Here is an 18839-nt window from a genome sequence, read left to right as displayed (position 1 = left end):
ATCTATATCTTCTTCGTAACAATATCTCGTCACTCTTTCCGCTCTCTACCGTACATTTGCAATAGATTTCTTTGCATACAAAATAAAGAACGCAATAAATCTTTGATATTAACCATTAAACAATGTACGATGAGAAAAACATTCTTGGAAAAGTGCATAAATCTGCATTTATGCCGCGTTGCATTGGTACTATTACTTCTGGTACCTGCAATCAGTAGCCTTCAGGCTAATCCTTCTCAAAACAAAACCGTTACGGGAGTTGTAACATCCGGTACAGACAATGAGCCGTTGATCGGTGTCAGTGTCCAGGTAAAAGAGACTGCGACCGGTGGTATTACCGACATCGACGGTAAGTTCTCTGTTACTGCTCAGACAGGGCAAACGCTGGTATTCTCTTATATCGGCTACGTTACTCAGGAAATCAAGGTAGGTGCTTCATCCGTCATCAATGTAGTCTTGAAAGAAGATTCGGAAATGCTGGACGAAGTTGTTGTAGTAGGTTATGGTGTCCAGAAGAAGAAACTGGTGACCGGCGCTACGGTTCAGGTAAAAGGTGACAATATCGCCAAACTGAACACCAACAACCCCTTACAGGCCATGCAGGGACAGACACCGGGTGTGAACATCGCTTCTACTTCCGGTCAGCCGGGTGCTGATATGAAGGTGACGATTCGTGGTTTGGGTACCGTAGGCAACTCACAACCTTTATACCTTATTGATGGTGTGGGTGGTGATATCTCTACCTTGAATCCTGCTGATATCGAAAGCATCGACGTATTGAAAGATGCTGCTTCTGCTGCTATCTACGGTGCACAGGCTGCCAATGGTGTAGTGCTGATTACGACGAAATCGGGTAAAGAAGGCAAAGCGGTTGTTTCTTTCGATGCTTATTATGGTATTCAGAGTGTTGCCCGCAAGGCAAATATGCTGAATGCAGAGCAGTATATGACTATCATGGACGAGCAGGCACTGAACAGTGGCGCTGCTGCTTACGACTGGGCAAGCATGAAGTCTATCCGTGATGCCAACGGAAACATCTACGATACGGATTGGGTGGACGCCATGTTCAAGGACAATGCCAAGACTGAAAGCTATACGCTCGGTATCACCGGTGGTTCGGCTACTTCTACTTATGCACTTTCGCTGGGATATATGAATCAGGAAGGTGTTGTGGGTGGTGCAGATGTCTCCAACTACCAGCGCTACAATTTCCGTATCAATTCGGAGCACAAACTGTTCAAGGATCTGTTGAAAGTAGGTGAGCAGGTTAGCTTTGTCTATAAGAATACTACAGGTATCGGAGTAGGAAACCAGTACAACAACACATTGCGTGGTGCATTCGGTACTTCTCCTATCGCGCCTATTTATAGCGATAACAACAAATACGATTCTCCTTACAACGATACGTCTAACAGCGATTGGTACAACGGTGACGGCAACCCTTACGGTGCTATGATGACCAATACCAATAATGAAAACAAAACAGCCACATTCAGCGGCAATGTATATGCCGAGTTGCAGCCTATCAAGAACCTGAAGATACGTACCGTATTCGGTGCTGTTTACGGTTCAAGTGAGTATCGCAGCTTCACTCCGCTCTATCATTTCAGTGTTTATAGCTATAATGATACCAAGACTAAAGTATCGCAGAATGCCAACCATTCTCTGGGTATGACGTGGACTAACACCGCCACTTATGACTGGAATATCGGAGAGCATGCATTCAATGCTTTGATCGGTATGGAAGCTTACCGCTACGAAGGTACTTACATCGGTGCAGGTAATGCTGCGTTGAAAGAAGGCTTCGATGACTGGGATCATGCTTATGTAAACAATGGAACAGTAGCTTCCTCGGCCGATGGACTCAGTGCAGAAGGCAAGCCTCATGATGACGCCCGCAGCGTTTCTTACTTCGCTCGTCTGGGTTGGAACTGGAGAGAAACTTATATGATTAACGCTACCGTGCGTGCCGATGGTTCTTCCAAGTTTGCAAGCGGCAACCGTTTCGGTTATTTCCCTTCCGTATCTGCCGGTTGGACTATTTCTAACGAGAAGTTTATGGAAGACACACAGTCTTGGCTCGACTTCCTGAAGATTCGTGCCAGCTGGGGACAGGTAGGTAATCAGAATATCAAGAACTATCAATATTTAGCTCCGATCAAGAATACCAATACTCACTACCTGTTTGGTAGCGGCTTTGACGATGCCGGTGCTGCCAGTCAGTTGGCAACCAACTGGGGTGCATACCCGAGCCGTCTGGCCAACCCTGGTCTGACATGGGAAACCTCCGAGCAGACAAACATCGGTCTGGATGCCCGCTTCCTGAACAGCCGTTTGGGCTTTAACTTCGATTTCTATATGAAGAATACGAAGGACTGGCTGGTTGAGGCTCCGATTTTGGCTACCGCAGGTGCAGGAGCACCTTATATCAATGGTGGTAGTGTGAAGAATACCGGTGTGGAACTGGCTTTGACCTGGAACGACCAGATAGGCAATGACTTCCATTATAATGTGGGAATCAATGGTGCATACAATAAGAACAAAGTAGGCGAGATTCCTACGGATGACGGAATTATCCACGGTTCTACCAATCAGTTGTACGACAACACTCCGGAGTTCTATCGGGCAGAGAATGGCAAACCGATAGGTTACTTCTGGGGATACAAGACAGCCGGTATATTCCAGAACCAGAAGGAAATAGACGACTGGATTGCAGCCGGTAACGGGGTACTTCAAAGCAATGTCCAGCCGGGTGATGTGAAGTATGTGGATGCCCATCGCGACGGCGTGATTGACGAGAAAGATAAGGTTGACCTGGGCAACGGTATGCCCGACTTTACTTTCGGTTTCAATCTGGCTTTTGACTATAAAGGCTTCGACTTCTCTCTGGTTGCCAATGGTGCAGCCGGACAACAGATTGTTCAGTCCTATCGCGGACATACCAATAAATATGCCAATTATACTACAGCTATCCTGGGGCGCTGGACGGGCGAAGGTACTTCCAACCACATGCCTCGCGTAACGGAGCAGAACATCAACTGGCAGTTCAGCGACCTTTATGTTCACGATGGCGATTACCTGCGTATCAGCAATATTACGATCGGTTATGATTTTGCCAAACTGATTAAGTGCAAAGCCATCAGCCAGGCACGTCTGTACGCGCAAGTACAAAATGCCTTTACATTCACCAAGTACGACGGTATGGACCCCGAAGTCGGTTACGGTCCCGAAGGAGATAACGGTATGGGTTGGGCTTCCGGCGTAGACGTAGGCTATTATCCTCGTCCGCGTACGATTCTTTTTGGTGTAAATCTTAAATTCTAACTTAACTAATACACAAGAATATGAATAAAATGAAATACAATATATTGATAGCAGGCTGTCTCTGCCTGGGACTGGGAATCACTTCCTGCACCGACAGTTTCCTGGATGTAGAATCTAAAACCGAATCTTCAACGGGTACTTTCTATAAAACAGAAAATGATGCTTATCGTGCTTTGATCGGCTGTTACGATGGATGGCGGCAAACTTCATCTGCTCCGCAGGTAAGTTTCTACTTGGGTGCCGAGATTATGAGCAGAGAATGCTTTGCCGGAACCGGTAATGGCGACGGACGCAACTATCAGGCCATCGACCGCTTCGATATCTCCCAGTCGCCTGCCGACCTTAACCTCTACGAGAGTGATTGGAAAAACTATTATGCAGGTGTTTACCGTTGCAATGAATTGATTTCCCGCGAGGAACAGATAGAATGGAAAGAAACAAACAGTAAGCGTGGCACCTATATGGGCGAATGCCGCACTATCCGTGCGCTGCTCTATTTTGATATGGTTCGTCTTTGGGGTAATATCCCTCTGTTCACAGAGCCGGTTAACGAAAACCGCCCGCAGGTCGATGCAAAGGAAGTCTATGCAGTTATCTTTGCCGATTTGAAGTATGCTATCGAGAATATTCCTGCAGATGCTTATCCTAAAGCAAACTCGGCAAGCAATGATGGACACATCACCAAGTATGCTGCCGAAGCTCTGTTGGCTCGTGCATATCTTTATTATACAGGTTACTATGGCAGTGAGCCCGAAGGCGTGACGAAAGCCGAAGCACTGGCTGCCGTAGAAGATGTGATTGCTTCCAAAGAGTTTAGTCTTGTCGGCGAGTTCAAGAACTTGTGGCCCGCAGCTTCGGCAGGTGTAGCCGAAGTAGGTGATACCGAGACCTTGAAAGGTACTTATGCCGGCGATGGAAACAGCGAGACGATTCTTGCTATGAAGTTCACCAGCTCACAGGATTATAATGGCAACAACGACGGTAACCGTTGGCAGGTCATGTTAGGCATGCGCTCGCTCAATGCTGCACCTTATGGTAAGGGTTGGGGCGCACTGACGGTAGATCCTAAATTTGTAAGTGAGTTCAAGAATGGTGATGCCCGTCGCACTGCCTCTATTATCGACTTGGAGGCTGAAGGTATCACTTCTCTGAAGGATTACGCTGCCAGCTATAAAGACCAGCGCGAGTACACCGGCTATGCCGTGAAGAAATACGCTCCGCTCTGCTATGCCGATGGTACTTCTGCTTCAAAAGCCGATGGTTCGGGCGACTTCCAGACTGCCAATCATCAGGACTATGTGTTCATTCGCTATGCCGATGTACTGCTGATGGCCGCCGAGTTGGGAAGCCCGAATGCTCAGGCTTATTTCGATGAAGTGCGCGAACGTGCCTATACTGTGGATGGCGTACTTTCTGCCAACTACTCACAACTGACAGCAACGCAGGATAATATTATGCAAGAACGCCGTCTGGAATTTGCTTTCGAGAGCATCAACTATTGGGATATGCTCCGTCAGGGCATAGATGTGGCTGCAAGTAAGTTGGCTATTGCCGGAACAACCGTTTATAGTGGCGGCAATGCAGATGTAGTAACTATCAGTGCTTCGCGTATTCAGGAAACGAAAGGGCTCAGTCAGATTCCGTACAATCAGATTACGCTTTCTAATGGTGTGTTGAAGCAGAATGCCGGTTGGTAATCATTGGATGTATAACAAATAAATAATCTAAGAATATGAAATTGAAATATTATATATATTCATTCATTGCAAGCCTGATGCTGATAGTCACGGCTTGTTCACCCGAAGAATTTGAATTGGGCGCAAAGAACTTGACGCCGGATGACCTTGTCGAGGGACTGGCATATACGATAACCCATGATGCAACCAATCCGAACATTGTCTATCTGGAAAGTAAACTGGGCAGTAACTATACCCCTCTGTGGGAACACCCGCAGGGACGCAGCCAGGAAAGTAAAGTGACTTTAAAAATGCCTTTTGAAGGAACATATACTGTGAAGTTCGGTGTAGAAACCCGTGGTGGTGTGGTTTATGGTGAACCGGCCACGTTTACGGTAGATGATTTCTGTGCTGATTTTGTGAATGATGAACTTTGGACATTATTGACCGGTGGTGTCGGAAACTCCAAGACCTGGGTTTATGATGATGGTAATTATGGCTATGCAGGCGGTGAGATGGACTACTCCGATCCTTCACAACCTTTGGGCTGGGGCATTCCTGCTTCCGGATGGTCACCGGGAAAAGGTCATACCGGAGATAACAATATATGGGATAGCTATATGACTTTCGACCTGAATGGCGGTGCCAATGTTACGATTCATAATACTTATACAGACGGTGAAACGGTAGCAGTAAAAGATGAATCCGGAACCTTTATGTTAGACGTAGACAACCATACCATTACTTTTACTGATTGCAAAATCATGCATACACAAGGCTGGGATTCTAAAACATTGAATTGGTCGTCAGGCTTGACTTTAGTTGCTTTGGATGAAAACCACATGCAGGTAGGTGTTATGCGTGGCGGCAAAGAAGTATCGGGTGAAGATCCTTGGTGGCTTGTGTGGAATTTTGTTTCAAAAGACTGGGCGGACAACTATGTTCCTGCCGACAAGCCGGATCCCGTTCCCGATATTGATGGTGATGCCAATGAAATGCTCACGACCAGCAAATCCAAGACATGGGCTTTGTCTCTGCAATCACCTTTCGACTGGGCTTCTCTGGACGGTGCATTGCTGAACAATTTCTCCAAAGCAGAAGATTACAACAATGGTTGGGCGGCTTACGATGCCGATATGATTTCGGCTACCCGGTTTGTATTCACTGCTACGGATGCAGCCGGAGGCAAATACACCTTCTCTTCCTACCAGAACGAGGACATCGAAGGAACTTATACCATCGACGCTAACAATGATATTATCTTCGACCAGCCGTTGAATGCATTGATTAGCCATACTAACTACGGCTGGGATTCGAATATGTTCCTGACTACCTCTGCTGACAATAAACTGCGAATCATCAAGACTAAAACAGATGTGATGGGCAATGTAACAGACATGTGGCTTGGTTGCCGTTCTACAGAAAAGGACGAATATACTGCTTATCATTTTGAAGTAGGTGCCGGTGGCAGTGCTCCGGTAGATCAAGATAAAATTATTAAAGAAAGACTGACTGGTGGTAACTCCCGTACTTACAGATTGGACTATGAATACGTTATATGTACCTGGGCTGTCAATCATGCTTATGACAATATAACTGATGGGAAGAAAGAGAACTATGTGTCTTCTACTTTACCCGATTGGACCGGATGGACTTATTCTGACTCCAATATAGCTAATGTGGATAAATTCAGACTGACTTTTAAGAATGACGGTTCTTTGGCATTTGTAAACAACAAAGGTGAAAGTACTTCAACCACATACTCTTATCTGTCTGCTGATGATTGGTATGGAATGCCTTTGATTCAATTCCCCGAAAGCATTGATATGTTCTTCGAATTAACCGGTAATGAAGGCGGTTGGTTGAACTTTGAGCTTCAATTCAATAAAGAGAAGACAAATGATGATGGCACTGTAACGCCCGTTGCAGACGGCGTGCCACAAGGCGGTGGCTTCCTTGAAATATACGATTGGGATCTGGATGCCAATGGTAATGTAACCGGGCTTTGGCTGGGTATGGACAATGGCAATGGCGCAGCATCGTTGAAAGATTTGGCAAGTCAGCGTAAGGTGTTCCATTTGTTAGTAGTTGAGTAATTTGCTTCCACTCTACCACCGATCTCTTGTATTCCTTTATTCATCGGTGTTGTAACTGTGGTGGAAGCAACTAAAAAAGGTGGAAGCAAATTTTGCTTCCACCTTTTTTAGTTACGTAATCCTTGTGGTAAGAGCAGTTGATATGTTTGTGTATGATGCATGCAAGACGGGTCTTTGGTAGCTCTTAGCCTTGTGTTTTGTATGGACGGGATAGGTGTTTCTTACGATAAACATAGTGAATTGATAGTATGCTAACGGCCGTGAAGCGATTCGTTAACGGTCATGAGCTGATTGCATCATGGCTGTAAACGAATCGCTTCACGGACGTTAGCCGTTCATAAACCTTTGTGTGGAATTGAATCAACACAGGTGTGGAGGCGGAGAAAGGCGGTAGCTTTACACATTGAAACTAAGCCCTTCCCGACTACTTCAGATAGTCGAAATACTCAAAGTCAGCATACGCTTTTGATGCATCGGATGTGGAAACTGCATACAGCCCCAGCATGATGCCGGTAAAGCCGCCGGCAGTTTCCGTACTGATGTAGCGCGTATTTATCCGACCCAATTCCTTGAAGTTCTTTCCATCTGTGGCATACTCAAAAGAGTAGATTTCGCTGTTACCTTTTACGCGAAGCTGGACTTTGCCTCGGGGCAACGCTACTTCTTTTTCGGTGTGAGTCAGCTCACCAAGTTGGTAACGCAGTACTACGGCTTGTTGCCCATCGGCCAACTGCTTGACGAAGAGGTCGTAGTGGGCGGGCTCGAACATATAAACACTCAGACCGGCTTCGTCTTCTGCTGAGGCTTCGCGGAGTTGCATGGAGGCGGTGGCTGTGAAGTCGATGTGTTCTTGCCGGCGACCGACGAAGGTAGGACTGTCTTTGCCGTCATTCAAGCTTACGGGAGTGGCATTCAGGCGGAGCTTGCCGGAAGCGAAGGTGTAGTTTTCGGGGTGATAGTTTCTGATGTGTACCCATTCCGGACTTAATTTCCCATCTTTGAAAGTGGTGCGTACGGGCTTTTCTGTGAAAGGCTGCTGCGGCAGTGTCGGCACATCCATTTGCAAGGCTATGGTTCCGTTTCCGTTCACTACCGGCCAAGCGTTCTTGTCCCAACGTACCGGAGCAAGGAATGTTTCGCGTCCCAGTAGATGGTGCGTACCGGTTTGCGGACGGAAAGCGAGGCAAACCATCCACCACGAACCGTCGGGAGCTTCTACCAAGTCGGCATGACCGGTTCCCTGTATCGGGCTGTTCTGTGCATTCTTGTTGATGTGGGTCAAGATGGGGTTGGAGGGATTGCTTTCGTATGGGCCGTCTATGGTTTGGCTGCGGGCAATCGTTACCTTGTGACCGTATTCGGTGCCGCCTTCGGAAATCAGCAGATAGTACCAGCCATCCTTCTTGTAGATATGCGGTCCTTCCGGGTGGCGTCCTCCCGTACCGTTCCAGATGCGCTTGGATTCACTGAGCTGTTCACCGGTTTTCGGGTTGATTTCGCATAGATAGATGCCTACGTCCGGATTGCTGACGAGGTAACACTTACCGTCTTCAAAGTAGAGGGACGGGTCAATGCCTCCTTGCTTAATCCAAACAGGTTCCGACCATTCGCCGCGCGGGTCGGTGGTATGCACCAGGAAGTTGCCTTTATCCGAAACGTTGGTGGTAATCATGTAGAACGTACCGTCATTGTAGCGGATGGTAGGTGCATAGATACCTCCCCAGGCGCTTGCATCGTGCAGTGGCAGTTGTGAGGGACGCGACAGGCAATGCCCGATTTGTTCCCAGTTGACAAGGTCTTTGCTATGGAACAGCGGCACACCGGGGAAATATTGGAAACTGCTGTTTACCAGGTAGAAGTCATCGCCTACACGGCAAACACTCGGATCGGGGTGGAAACCGGGAATAACCGGGTTCTGATAGCCTTGACGGCTTTGTGAAAAACAGGACAAGCTGAGCGCCAGTCCCAAGAGTAACATCATCTTCCTCATAATTACATTGTATTTTTAATAGTTTATTAGATGCTCAAGGCAAATGTTATACACACAAAAATAAGCGATTCTTCCGGACCTGGCAATAGAGAATGTGCTGATATCACTAAATGATAACCTTTTATCCCTCTTTGGCAACAAATGATACCGTTCGACGTAACATGTTGTCGGGATTATTTCCCTATTTTGCGCTACTTTTGCTATCGCTGATTTAACCCTTAAATTTTAATACATAAAGACATTATGAAAACTACCATGAAACAATTCAAGATTTATCTGGTGCTGATGGCACCACTTAACAAGAGTAGCAAAACACAGCAAATCCCTGAAATACAGTGTATTTCGGGGATTTGCTTTTTAAGGACACCCCCCTTAAAAGCGCAAAAAACGGCAGTTTATAGAACATTTCTCTTTGTTCATTCATATGCTTTTTTTTCGGCGCAAAAAAAGCAAACGAAATGGTATCTAATGTGCTGAACTGCTGCATTTTGCATATCGACAAACTGGTTTCATTTCCTTAATTTTGAAACTTAAAAAAAGAGGTATTATGAAACAAGAAATGATGAATGTTTTGGTCTACATTATCAAGACCAGGAAATTGAGAAACGGAGAATGCCCAGTATTACTCCGAGTTACGATTGACGGGGTTTGGAGCGACATCCGCATCAACCGCAGTGTAAAGGAAGAAATTTGGGACGCCAAGTTAGGGATGTGCCGGGGAAAGAGCCGGGAAGCCAACGAGCTGAACGAATATATCCGAAGCCTGCATACCCGACTGTATGAAATACATCGGAATATGGTATTACAGGACGAGCTATTCACCCCGGAACTGCTCTTGAAAAAACTCTTTAATAGAGAAACGACGAAAACAGTCCTGCAATTCTTCAAAGAACATAACGAGGACTGTCGGTTACGCATCGGTTTGGATTACGCCTATTCCACGGTCAACAGGTACGACAACTGTTACAAGTCGCTGCAAGCCGTGATAGAAAAAGAGTGCGGAAAATCCGATATTACATTTTCCGAGTTTACCTCCCAGCTTGTCCGCAAATACGAACTTTATCTGACGGTTGATAAGGGAATAAGCCTCAATACGCTTGTCCGGTATATGAAAGTGGTTAAGAAAGTCTGCACCTTGGCCATAAGAGTGGGGTTACTGAAAAATGACCCGTTTGTGGGGATAAAATTCAGACAGCCTAAAACCCACCCCGTTTTCCTTACCAAAGAGGAACTAGAGATTATCATGCAGAAAGAGTTTACCTTGCCCCGAATAGCCATCGTCCGGGACGTGTTCGTGTTCTGTTGTTTCACCGGGTTAGCTTTCGTGGACGTAAGCACCTTGAAAAAGGAACATATCGTAATGGATAACGAAGGGACTTACTGGATTCGTAAGACCAGAGAGAAAACGGAAAATATGTGCGATATTCCCTTGCTCAATGTACCGTTGGAGATTATTCGCCGGTATGAAAACCATAAAATCTGCAAGTCGAAAGATATTCTGTTACCGGTCATGTGCAATCAAAAAATGAACTCGTACTTAAAAGAAATAGCCGATTTCTGCGGCATTGACAAGGACATAACCACGCACACCGCCCGCCATACGTTTGCCACGACCGTTACGCTGGCCAACGGTGTAGCCCTAACAAACGTAGCCCGGATGCTCGGCCATTCAAGCACCCGAATGACGGAACATTACGCGAGGGTACTCAACCATAACATCTGTTCCGACATGAAAATGGTTCAAAGCAAAATAAGTTTAACCGAAACTTATTGATTTCGGGGGTTGCGGGTGTCGGAATAATGAAAAGGCTATCTGTTGGAGTTCAGATAGCCTTTTTCATTCACTTAAATACCTTCCGGTAATTGTCTTTCAGCATTTTCTCAAGTACTATGTATCCTTTATCCATCTCATACTCCTCACAATTAATAAGATAGTCGGACTATTAGCTACATGCTATTAGTGACTTGTTTCAAGAAAGTTTTTTCGGCCTAACAATCATCTTTACACCACTATTGGTTCAATCTTAAACATTTGCGTACCATCGTGAAATCCCCAGTAAATCGACTTACGCCCAACGATAGCAAGAAAAACCCCATCAATAACTATTCTTGACTTGTAAAATACATCACAAATAGAGGATATATCCACCGCAGATGGCGTAGGATTATCTTCTGGATGAGTGTGCCATTCTCCAAAATATATCCTTTTATGATTTGAGGATTCAAATTCGCGTTTGATTATCTCGTTTGCTTTATTAGCATCTCTAATACAACCACATTTAGAAGAGCGATCTATTAGCATACAAGGTTCCGATACTTGATTAATACGATAATGTTTTTCACTTATTTCCGACCCTAACAATATGCCACCATTCTCATTACCCGATATCTGACACATTGACTGCAATACTTCCACAATTTCAATCACCACTTCAACTGTATAATCAGTTATACTCACAGGGGAAATTCTTGAACTTCCCCGAATTTGACAGATTTTACCTCGACTGTCAATTTGAGTTTTTTTTCTATCGCGATATTTATGTTTCCTACCCATCTGTAACACTTTGATTTTTGGGGTTGTTGTATAAGTTGATTGATATGCGGATAAAAAGCTGATAACAAAAGAGTAACATCATTACCTGAATAAAGTGAGTATTCCCCGTTACACCCTGCATCCTTTTTTGTGAAACGATCGGCATGAGTAATATATTCTGTTGCCGCAAGTAGGTTATATTTGTAAAGCATACATTTCTCATCGTTGTAAAGTGTAAGGTTTTTAGGCATTTGTTCAGGATTGATGTATACCAGATGTCCAGCAATACCAAAAGGTTCAAGCCAAAGGATAAATGTTGGTCGTTTAATATACCCCTCACACAGGGCATCTACGACAAATTTTTCCGTCATTACATCGCCTGTGCAAAGAAAGAGAGCTGTATGTGAATTCAATTCTTCGTTATTATCTATGACAACATCCTGAAACACAGCATTGTATGTCTGAACAATTCTTTCCGGGCGGATAGAATATAGATAATCAGCTACTGCATCTACCTTATTTTGATAGAGATAATGAAAGCCCAATAAGTGACGCCCAATATTCTCAGCTTGAAGACTTTCTATGTCTATTAATGTAAAATCTGTATTATTCCATCCACTGAGAAAATATGTTAGATTTGATCCGATACTACCCAAACCAGCTATCACAAATCTTTGTTTCGTCATCTCCATTCCTGCCGTTCGCATAGCAATGCGATGAGAAGAATATAGTTTGCCATATTGTCGTTCCAATAGTTGTTTCTTTTTTTCAAAACGCAATAACACATCACATGCTGTAAGTTTATTACAGCGAAATCCATTCTTTTTTGTATTCACTCTATCTATATAAATACCACCTATTGTAGTTTCAGATAGCTGAAAGACTATAATCCCACCATGGTGAGTATTGATATAACGCTTAATGTTCTTACGATCTTCTGTTGATGAAGTATATTTCAAAAGCTCTTGCAATGTTAGACAGTATGGCGTCTTCTGTGGCACACAGACACTCTTTATAAATAATGCCTCAGTTTCTTCCACCTTGTTATGGCATTTTAAATAGCGTTCAATAGCTGTCTCTTCATCATTCTGTGGAAGCAGCAAAGCTCTCGTTATAGTCTTGGATTTTTTTGTTCCTAAAAGCCTTTGGTCATAAAGTAAAACTTTTAGAGTACAAGTTTCAATAGGAAAGTCCCCACACATTAACCAATAGTCAAAAGTATCAGGTTCTCCATTATATACCCGCACCCAATAGCTATTTATTTCCGCATTGAAGTCGTCTATATTCTCTCCTTTGATACCCTGCTCAATTAAAATTTTTGCCCGTCTCAAGCAATGTCGTATGATTTCGTAAGGATTATCTATCGGATAATTGGTTCCGTCAGCCATTAAGCATAACTTTCCCCCCACACTCTCTATGTGGGGCAAATATCCAAAAACCTTACTTGGAAAGTATACATCGGGGAACGTGTAAGGAAATGACTTTTTAAATCCAAAATAGAGCTCTATTTCCTTAGTCTTATCATTTATGTCTACTTCAGTTATAACTTTCCATTGTTCGGCATAATAATCCGTACGAACATCAGGGATTTCCTCTACACGCATTACATTCTCTATTCTATAGAGTTGTTCAAAGCATGAGATCAATATGTCTGTTAGATTATGCAAAGCGACTATTGGTGTTTAAGGCTCCTGAAAATGATTTTGCCTGTGCATCTTCATCCTCATCCTTTGCCGTACTACAAGAGAATCTATCGCCAAAATGCTTTTGCCATTTCATACAAGCATCATGGGGATTCTTACATTCAATTGCTCGAGTTGCATCATCCTTAAAAGATTTGAGTTCTGCAAGAAACTTCTCTTTACGAGTTTTTTTGTAATGCTCAAACAAATCTTCATAAGGATATGTCGGTCGCCAACAATGGAATCCGTCATCTTTACTCAAAGCATTATGCATTGCTGTTAGAATATCACGCATTGCAATATCTTCACGTAAATCGGCATTATTCTTATAGTATTCAGCAGCAAGCATTGTCATAATGCAGCCGGTTGGCATCTTAAAATCTTTTTCATTGTTAATATTTTCACACCAAGCCTTGAAGTAGCGTACTAGCCGACGTAACATTGTCTTTTTGCCACATTCTTTACTAAACCAGTCTATTAACTCACGAGGATCTGAATACATCCAAGGGTCTTTACGATGTGCTAATTGAGGATGGTCATCTCCATCTACCATGAAGTAAATAGGTAAGTCTATATGATGTCCGTCAGCATAGAGAACTGTTACACAAGGAGCATTGTCCTCGGCACCTTTTGTTGTATGTTTTTCTACCGCTTTTAGTACTTCTTTATGATACCAATCTAAGTCCTTACGTTCATCTTGCGATTCTCCAACAAAGTATACGCCATCGTCAAGATCGTAAGCACCCAACCCCTCCTCGTCTTTGATAGGAGCAAGAATCGTATGCATAGCATACGATCCCTGCCAGTGAAAATTAGGCTGAATATAATCAGAATGATTTTCTTTGAAGTATTTTCTTATACGATCACGTAACGCATCACGATTCTTCTTCAGTGTCGTTCGTCTATTTTTGGTTGCATTTATGGTATCATGAAATGCATTAAATTGCTCTTGATTATTTGCCATGTATTTAAATCTTTAAAGTTTTATTTGTTTCAAAAAAAGCCTCAATTTCCGAGTCCATTTTTATATTATTTGCGACATTCTGTCCGCAAGACTCAAGTAGTTTCAATGAACTATATGATGCATTGTCCATATCCAGGCAATCAATATGATCCTTTGATTGTTTAACGTGGTCTATTCTTTGATAGTTGATATTCCAATGAGGAGATAGCTTTCGTATAAAAAGATCGGTAAAAAAACTTTGTCCATCAGAATATGCGTCAAATAACTTTGCACCCCAATTTAAAAACCCTCGAACAGAATTTGCATCTGCATTTTCTCCCTTAGGAGAGGATAGGCATCCAATAGATAAAACGGATAATTTCTGATATGCTTTACCCTCTCCAACAAAATATTCATACGCCTCAAGAATACCACACAATGTTGGATTGTTAGCCCATAACCCTCCATCAATATGCTGATCAGGACCTATATTAACTGTATTAAAATAAGTAGGAGCCGCAGTTGTTGCCATAGCTACCTCCACACATGTCTTATTATTATCTCGAGTTAATAGAGGGGTATGATCATATTTGAAAACACAAGGTGTCCACTGTGTGATATTAAAAGAAGGAATACACAGTAAATTATTACTTTCTCCTATTTTTCTGTTTCCAAATACGGAAACCAAAGCATTTCTTAGTATATTACTCTCATACTTAGGTTTACAGAGCATACGATATGAAGGTAGATGCTTTATTCTATAAAGATATCTCTTTAAGAAGTGCTTTTTTTCTCTCTCACTAAAAATATCAGGACCATGTTCTCGATAAAAGTCACACACTTCTGCCATTGGAATTTTCATAGCAATGGCTAAGGCAAGAATCCCTCCGGTTGATGTACCACAAACTAAATCAAACATATCTGAAATGTACGCTTGCTTTCTTTTTTCAACATCAGCCAAAATAGTCGCTCCAAATAACCCTTTTATTCCTCCTCCGTCAAGAGATAGCACCTTAAAAACCTTGGATTTTTCATCCATAACTATACATATTTTACATCGACCTTATTCGATGGTTCTATGAAATTATTAAATAAACAATAACTCATTCTCATGAATCATTGTAGTACCAAGGCTGTTTTTGTTTAAAAAATCTAAGAAGAATGGTACTTTGCCATTTTTCTTCTATCTTTGCCGCAAATAAAAGACCATATAAAATTCGACTATTTTTTATATGGCTTGTCCCCAGCCAAAGGACATACTTTCGAAATAGAGAGCGGCCCCTTCCAAAAGCATGCTCTCTTTTTCTTTATATTTCTAGTCGCTAACCCCTTCACTACATCATATGCTCATCTATTTTTTTATTTCCATTTTCCCAATTTAATGTCTTAACATCAGCAAAGAATGGTATTGCACCATAACGTCCCTGTAAGTAACTCTTACGAATATCTTCGCGAGGTTTAAATTCAGCCAATAACGTTAATTTAGTAGACCCATCCTTATCTTTTTCTACAAACCAAACCTCATCTGTGCGAATAAAATTAGTATCCAGCAAATGAGACTCATGGGTAGTACAAATCAATTGAGTGTTTTTATCTTTAGACAATTGCGAAAAATAGTATTCCAACATCTTTTGAGACATCATCGGATGCATACTACGATCAATTTCATCTATAAGATAAACGGCTGAATTAAAACGCAAGTCAATAAGCATAGGAATAAAATCTAACAAACGAATAGATCCATCAGATTCTTCATCCATATCAAAAATGACATCTTCATTTTGACTATTCTTATGAACCGTTTTTTGCTTATATATCTTTGTTTGCCCCTCTTTATCTGTTTCAAAGAAATACACAGACTGTTGGTCCGAAGAAGCTACGCAGCAGTTCTCATCAGGCTTAGCTTCTGATAAAATTTGTGATATTAGTTCTTTGGGCAAATCTGTTTCTTCCTTACATGTTAAAACTCTTTTAATATCTGATATCCCAGTATTAAAGAAACGTAATAGTTCTTTTGTTGCTTCGGAAAATTCATCATCCTTTTCTAACCGAAAAGATAAACCTTGAAAACGAGTTTCAGGAAAGATAATCTTCAAATCATTATCGAACCAACTGTAAACATCATCAATAGCGACTATTCCTTTCCCATTTCTTTTACAATATTCGGAAAGAAAACTTCTATCCAATGGAGTTCCATTAGATAAAAACCTAACAAACTGTCTAGCCTCATCATCTCCTTCAATATCCCCGAAAAAATAATCCACTGTATCTGTTTCACATTTTCGCTCAAATATTCTTTTCTTCGTCCGACTATTAATTTGATGTAAAAATTCATTCTTGATTCCCTTGATACTAAAGACTATACCGTAAGAATAATATGACGAATTAACCTTTATTTCTATTTCCAGCTTAGAGTCTATCTTTTTGTCAGTGGCAAGTTTGAACACATTCCAACTATTTTTAGGAAATCCACCTAATGCAATTTCTTTCAGAATACTTATGCAACGGATAGTATTAGACTTACCAGATGCATTAGCACCATAAATAATAGATGATCGTAAAACCGATATATCGTCTCTTTTTTCAGCTCGATAAACGTGTTCCGAAAGAGATGTGCCTTTTCCTGCTATGAAATTAATTTCCGTTTCAGAGTTAAAAGATAGTATATTTTCAAATTTTGCTCTTAATATCATTTGTCGTAAATATCATTTTTTTTGCAAACATACGACATATACTTGAAAATAAAAAGAAATTTCGTCTTTTTTTGCAAAAAAAACGCCATCTATTCAAATTTCTATTTCAGAACATATGTTCCGACATGAAAATGGTTCAAAGCAAAATAAGTTTGACCGAAACTTATTGATTTCGGGAGTCGCGGGTGTCGGAATAATGAAAAGGCTATCTGTTGGAGTTCAGATAGCCTTTTTCATTCACTTAAATACCTTCCGGTAATTGTCTTTCAGCATTTTCTCTATATCGGATTCCTTATACAAGACCTTGGTCCCTATCTGATAATAGGGTATTTTCCCTTCGCTCCGGTAATCCTGCAAGGCCCGCCTGCTTATCTTCAACCGTTCGGATAACTCCCGATCGGTTAAATATCTCTCCCCGTTAAGGGGCGGACGGCCCTTCTTCGAGAGTTTCTCGATCCTGTCAAGCATCCGGTCTATGGAATCAAAAAAGGCCGCTATTTGAGGGGCTGTCCTCGTAAGGAGGGTATTCAGTCCCTCCGCATTTAATCTTTCCATCGCTTAACCTCCTACAACATCCGTTATTAATCTTCTCACATCTTCCGGCTTATAGAATATCTTGCCGTTAATCATCGAATAAGGTATCTTGCGGGAGTTCCTTAAATACTGCAACTTCCTTTTCCCTATATTCAGTATCATACAAACATCCTGGCTGTCCAGCCATTGTCTCATTTCCTTTTCCTCGCCTTGATCGCAAAGCGTATCGACTTTCTTCGTAAACTGCTCGAAGCGGTTTAACATCTGCTCAAAAGTATTCTTCTCAATGCTTACTATTTCCATATCATTCTTTTTTTATTCGTAATTATCACGGGGAGGACAAATATAAAGCATTAATATTCAGCTTGTATCGGTTTAACGGTCGCTGGTCGCTTGTGGCTGCGAGTGGCACAGCCCTTTGATTGTCGGGCTGTGTCACTTATCTATATTCAGCCGTTATTTGCGACACCACTAAGAGGACTAAATGGTGGCGTAGGGATTTTTTTCGACTGTTTCAATCCTAATTTCTTCCCCGTTTTAAGCGGTAACTGTTCGTTGCCTATCAGATTGTTTCGATTTCAGGCGCGAATTTACCGCCGTGCCCGGCCTCGCAAGGTGGCTGCACTTTGAAGGTTTGTTCCGCTGGTTGCACAAAAAATCTTCCTCTTTCCCTCCATTCCCTTATCCGGGCGAGCGTATTTCGCGCGAAAGCCACCCGCTCCTCTTATCGAACGCTCCGCGTCCGTACCCCCGGCGCAGGCGGCTTTTGTTTGTGCAAACCTTGCTGTGATGCCTATACAAGGCGGTTTACTGCCCCCGAAACTCGAACACTCCTAACCGGCTCCGAGCAGCATTGCGGTTAAAAAAAAAGGTCAGAAATTATGAAACAGACAGAAAAAAATAAAGAAACTCGATCCTCCAACCTTCCAATCAGCATTGGGTTGGTTTTGAGAATAGCTCTCATGGTTACGGGATTTGCCCTTTGGGGCTGGTCTTTCGTGGCGGTGGCGGTAGGTATTCAAATAGCCCTTGCGGTCGTTAAAACCCTGCTTTCGTGCCTTGTCTCCCTGCTCGCACTGGCTGTCATAGTCGCCCTGGCCTTTGGTTTAATCTTCTAAAATTAACGGTATGGAAACAAAGTATTTTAATTCAGTGGATGCGGTAAGGGATTACGCACAACAAATGTACCCCGAAAACTATTTCCGGGTAGAGTATGTCCCCCAAAAATGCCGATGTAACGGCGTTCGGTGCGGGTATGAAGTGAGCGACAGACAGGACAGGGAAATACTGGAAATCCTTGTAGTGTGCCCGGTCTGTGCAAAAGAGGAAAGCAAGTAAATAATCAACTAATAATCACTTAAAAAATTA

General features: G+C 42.6%; 14 protein-coding genes. 6 read left to right on the top strand and 8 right to left on the bottom strand.

The annotated features are described in order from the left end of the window. The first annotated feature begins 129 nt into the window (after nucleotides 1-129). The 3 genes from AAE250_RS14540 to AAE250_RS14530 are packed head-to-tail and all read left to right on the top strand — an operon-like array spanning nucleotide 130 to nucleotide 7096. Complete coding sequence (locus AAE250_RS14540; protein ID WP_294601658.1) at nucleotides 130-3324, top strand: SusC/RagA family TonB-linked outer membrane protein; 3195 nt, start codon at nucleotides 130-132, stop codon at nucleotides 3322-3324. 20 nt (nucleotides 3325-3344) lie between these two features. Then, entirely contained in the window at nucleotides 3345-5021 is a 1677-nt protein-coding gene (locus tag AAE250_RS14535; RefSeq protein WP_294601656.1) for a RagB/SusD family nutrient uptake outer membrane protein, read from the top strand. A gap of 35 nt (nucleotides 5022-5056) precedes the next feature. Continuing rightward, entirely contained in the window at nucleotides 5057-7096 is a 2040-nt protein-coding gene (locus tag AAE250_RS14530; RefSeq protein WP_294601654.1) for a hypothetical protein, read from the top strand. Nucleotides 7097-7520: 424 nt separating this feature from the next. On the opposite strand, the gene AAE250_RS14525 is transcribed toward AAE250_RS14530, so the two are convergent. Further along, nucleotides 7521-9086 carry a glycoside hydrolase family 43 protein gene (locus AAE250_RS14525; protein ID WP_294601652.1) on the bottom strand — a complete coding sequence of 522 codons (1566 nt, stop codon included), beginning with the start codon at nucleotides 9084-9086 and terminating at the stop codon, nucleotides 7521-7523. Between the two features lie 547 nt (nucleotides 9087-9633). On the opposite strand from AAE250_RS14525, the gene AAE250_RS14520 reads away from it, so the two are divergent. Then, on the top strand, nucleotides 9634-10860 hold the full coding sequence (locus tag AAE250_RS14520) for a site-specific integrase (protein WP_342289125.1): 1227 nt from the start codon (nucleotides 9634-9636) through the stop codon (nucleotides 10858-10860). A gap of 228 nt (nucleotides 10861-11088) precedes the next feature. Here the strand turns inward: AAE250_RS14520 and AAE250_RS14515 are convergent, their stop codons facing one another. The 7 genes from AAE250_RS14515 to AAE250_RS14485 all read right to left on the bottom strand — a co-directional run bounded on the left by AAE250_RS14515 (nucleotide 11089) and on the right by AAE250_RS14485 (nucleotide 17774). Continuing rightward, nucleotides 11089-11544, bottom strand: a complete 456-nt coding sequence (locus AAE250_RS14515; RefSeq protein WP_342289124.1) for a Mov34/MPN/PAD-1 family protein — start codon at nucleotides 11542-11544, stop codon at nucleotides 11089-11091. Next, nucleotides 11541-13223, bottom strand: coding sequence for an E2/UBC family protein (locus AAE250_RS14510; RefSeq protein ID WP_342289123.1), 1683 nt, complete (start codon nucleotides 13221-13223; stop codon nucleotides 11541-11543). The genes AAE250_RS14515 and AAE250_RS14510 overlap by 4 nt, the downstream gene beginning before the upstream one ends. A 55-nt stretch (nucleotides 13224-13278) precedes the next feature. Beyond that, nucleotides 13279-14265, bottom strand: coding sequence for a cyclic GMP-AMP synthase DncV-like nucleotidyltransferase (locus AAE250_RS14505; RefSeq protein WP_342289122.1), 987 nt, complete (start codon nucleotides 14263-14265; stop codon nucleotides 13279-13281). Nucleotides 14266-14269: 4 nt separating this feature from the next. Next, entirely contained in the window at nucleotides 14270-15283 is a 1014-nt protein-coding gene (locus AAE250_RS14500; protein ID WP_342289121.1) for a CBASS cGAMP-activated phospholipase, read from the bottom strand. 295 nt (nucleotides 15284-15578) lie between these two features. Then, nucleotides 15579-16937 carry an AAA family ATPase gene (locus AAE250_RS14495; protein ID WP_342289120.1) on the bottom strand — a complete coding sequence of 453 codons (1359 nt, stop codon included), beginning with the start codon at nucleotides 16935-16937 and terminating at the stop codon, nucleotides 15579-15581. 237 nt (nucleotides 16938-17174) lie between these two features. Then, nucleotides 17175-17492 (bottom strand): helix-turn-helix domain-containing protein, encoded by a 318-nt coding sequence (locus AAE250_RS14490; RefSeq protein WP_342289119.1) that lies wholly within the window; start codon nucleotides 17490-17492, stop codon nucleotides 17175-17177. A gap of 3 nt (nucleotides 17493-17495) precedes the next feature. After that, nucleotides 17496-17774, bottom strand: coding sequence for a helix-turn-helix domain-containing protein (locus AAE250_RS14485; RefSeq protein ID WP_342289118.1), 279 nt, complete (start codon nucleotides 17772-17774; stop codon nucleotides 17496-17498). Between the two features lie 578 nt (nucleotides 17775-18352). Here AAE250_RS14485 and AAE250_RS14480 point away from each other — a divergent pair. Both AAE250_RS14480 and AAE250_RS14475 read left to right on the top strand, forming a co-directional pair. Then, nucleotides 18353-18589 carry a hypothetical protein gene (locus tag AAE250_RS14480; RefSeq protein WP_342289117.1) on the top strand — a complete coding sequence of 79 codons (237 nt, stop codon included), beginning with the start codon at nucleotides 18353-18355 and terminating at the stop codon, nucleotides 18587-18589. 10 nt (nucleotides 18590-18599) lie between these two features. Beyond that, the gene (locus AAE250_RS14475; protein ID WP_342289116.1) at nucleotides 18600-18809 is read left to right on the top strand and encodes a hypothetical protein; all 210 of its coding nucleotides are present in this window, start codon (nucleotides 18600-18602) and stop codon (nucleotides 18807-18809) included. The last annotated feature ends 30 nt before the right edge of the window (nucleotides 18810-18839 follow it).

The organism is Bacteroides sp. GD17 (assembly GCF_038448625.1).
Lineage (GTDB): Bacteria > Bacteroidota > Bacteroidia > Bacteroidales > Bacteroidaceae > Bacteroides.
The sequence above is the reverse complement of the archived record's forward strand: the minus strand, read 5'-3'. Positions and strand labels throughout refer to the sequence as shown.

Excerpts from the sequence above, each read along its gene's own strand:
- AAE250_RS14540 (WP_294601658.1), top strand. The coding sequence starts at position 130 with ATGAGAAAAACATTCTTGGAAAAGTGCATAAATCTGCATTTATGCCGC.
- AAE250_RS14535 (WP_294601656.1), top strand. The coding sequence starts at position 3,345 with ATGAATAAAATGAAATACAATATATTGATAGCAGGCTGTCTCTGCCTG.
- AAE250_RS14530 (WP_294601654.1), top strand. The coding sequence starts at position 5,057 with ATGAAATTGAAATATTATATATATTCATTCATTGCAAGCCTGATGCTG.
- AAE250_RS14525 (WP_294601652.1), bottom strand. The coding sequence starts at position 9,086 with ATGAGGAAGATGATGTTACTCTTGGGACTGGCGCTCAGCTTGTCCTGT.
- AAE250_RS14520 (WP_342289125.1), top strand. The coding sequence starts at position 9,634 with ATGAAACAAGAAATGATGAATGTTTTGGTCTACATTATCAAGACCAGG.
- AAE250_RS14510 (WP_342289123.1), bottom strand. The coding sequence starts at position 13,223 with ATGCGTGTAGAGGAAATCCCTGATGTTCGTACGGATTATTATGCCGAA.
- AAE250_RS14505 (WP_342289122.1), bottom strand. The coding sequence starts at position 14,265 with ATGGCAAATAATCAAGAGCAATTTAATGCATTTCATGATACCATAAAT.
- AAE250_RS14500 (WP_342289121.1), bottom strand. The coding sequence starts at position 15,283 with ATGGATGAAAAATCCAAGGTTTTTAAGGTGCTATCTCTTGACGGAGGA.
- AAE250_RS14495 (WP_342289120.1), bottom strand. The coding sequence starts at position 16,937 with ATGATATTAAGAGCAAAATTTGAAAATATACTATCTTTTAACTCTGAA.
- AAE250_RS14490 (WP_342289119.1), bottom strand. The coding sequence starts at position 17,492 with ATGGAAAGATTAAATGCGGAGGGACTGAATACCCTCCTTACGAGGACA.
- AAE250_RS14485 (WP_342289118.1), bottom strand. The coding sequence starts at position 17,774 with ATGGAAATAGTAAGCATTGAGAAGAATACTTTTGAGCAGATGTTAAAC.
- AAE250_RS14480 (WP_342289117.1), top strand. The coding sequence starts at position 18,353 with ATGAAACAGACAGAAAAAAATAAAGAAACTCGATCCTCCAACCTTCCA.
- AAE250_RS14475 (WP_342289116.1), top strand. The coding sequence starts at position 18,600 with ATGGAAACAAAGTATTTTAATTCAGTGGATGCGGTAAGGGATTACGCA.